Source organism: Mesotoga sp. HF07.pep.5.2.highcov (assembly GCF_003666285.1).
Classification (GTDB): domain Bacteria; phylum Thermotogota; class Thermotogae; order Petrotogales; family Kosmotogaceae; genus Mesotoga; species Mesotoga prima.
The window spans coordinates 1-1,581 of the sequence record NZ_JFHJ01000683.1; the positions used below are offsets into that span (position 1 = coordinate 1).

Consider the following 1,581-nt stretch of genomic DNA (forward strand, 5'->3'; position numbering starts at 1 on the left):
GGCTCCGTCGTGATTTTGCCGGAGGCAACCTTCATGAGCGACATAAGAAGAAACTCAACCGGAACCCAGCTGCAGCAGATTGCTCAGGAAAGAAATCTGAAGATTCTGATCGGTTTCCCCACCTACAACGATCACAACTACAATCAGGTGAGATTTGTTACTGCAGAGGGCTTCTCCGATAAATACTATGCAAAGATCCAGCTTACCCCGTTCGTAGAGTCTCTTCCTTGGCCCAAAGTATTTGGTGTATTCAGTTTCCTAAAATTCCTTGATTATTTTGATGCCGGAGAAGAGTTTACGATCTTCTCGGTCGACGAACATCGCATTGGAGCTCAAATCTGCTTTGATTCGCTATACAGTAACGTCGCCAGAGGGCTTACTCTGAACGGCGCAAATGTGATCGTGACGGCGACAAATGATGGCTGGTTCGATATTTCAACTGCTCTGAATCAGCATCTCTCAAAAAGTATTGCAAGAGCGATTGAAAATAGAAGATACGTCATTCAGGTATCCAACACAGGAATATCTGCAATAATCGACCCCTATGGGCGAATCGTCAAGCGTCTGCCGACCTCTAAGGAGTTGAATGCAGATTATGTTATTGGCGAATTCCAGTATCTTCCCACGGTCAAAACTACACTTTACACCAGGTTTGGAAACTGGTTCTTCTGGTTCTCACTATTTCTGGGAATAGCATTGATAATACTTGGAGGTGTTGTTCTTTGATCTACAAAGAGAACGCAAAGAAGATCCTAGAGACTTTCAAGACAGTAGTTGTCGTTGGTTTCTCGAAGAGTCCCGAAAAGGCCGCCAATTATGTCCCGATCTATCTAATTGAAATGGGATATCGGATAGTACCTGTCAACCCAAGTATGGAAGAGTACAGCGGCCTAAAAGTCTACCCGGACCTCGAAGCCGTTGTGGCAGATGGGATAGAACTTGAAGTGGTTGAAATCTTCAGACCCTCTGAAGAGGCCGAGTCCATCGCCTTGAAGGCAATAGAACTAGGCGCCAAAGCAGTCTGGCTTCAAAAAGGCATTTATAGTGAAAAAGCTCAGTTAGCTGCAGACGAAAACGGCGTCGTTTACGTAGAGGACCTCTGCATGTTTGAAGAACATAGAAGAATATCTCTTTGAAAACGTATCGTGTTCGCAGCTATGGGTAGGCGATCGAAAAGAGCACAAATTACACTTTTTGCTGAAGCAGATTATCCTCGACTCCTTAGAAAGTTAGGCTGCTTTGCAGAAAGCCTTATCAGGTCAACCGCCGACGGTACGCCGTCCTCCGAAATCAGCAGACTGGCGAGAGCTGAAGTGATGCGGCGAATAACATCGCCGGAAGTCATGCTACCATAAAACACTAAACGCAAGGCGCCGAAAATCATCGGCGGTCGCAATGACCGCTTCGCGGGTAAGATTTTAAAAACCAGTCTGCTTCGCAGGCCAGTCACCTTTGGTGGCCAGTCTCGCTTTGGCGAGCCCAGTTCCGCTTCGAGGGCCACAATATCCGCTGAGCGCTGCAAAGAGCCGTCCTTCGTACATCGTCCCAGATCATGGACCCGTGCTTTTCAAGACCCATGAT

2 protein-coding genes are annotated in these 1,581 nt (G+C 47.0%); both read left to right on the forward strand.

From position 1 onward, the window contains the following. Nucleotides 1–726, forward strand: a 726-nt coding sequence (lnt, locus tag BG32_RS14585; protein ID WP_121527033.1) for an apolipoprotein N-acyltransferase, incomplete at its 5' end; no start/stop codon positions are given. Next, nucleotides 723–1,136, forward strand: a complete 414-nt coding sequence (locus BG32_RS14590) for a CoA-binding protein (RefSeq protein WP_006486599.1) — start codon at nucleotides 723–725, stop codon at nucleotides 1,134–1,136. The genes lnt and BG32_RS14590, both read left to right, overlap by 4 nt. Nucleotides 1,137–1,581: the final 445 nt, after the last annotated feature.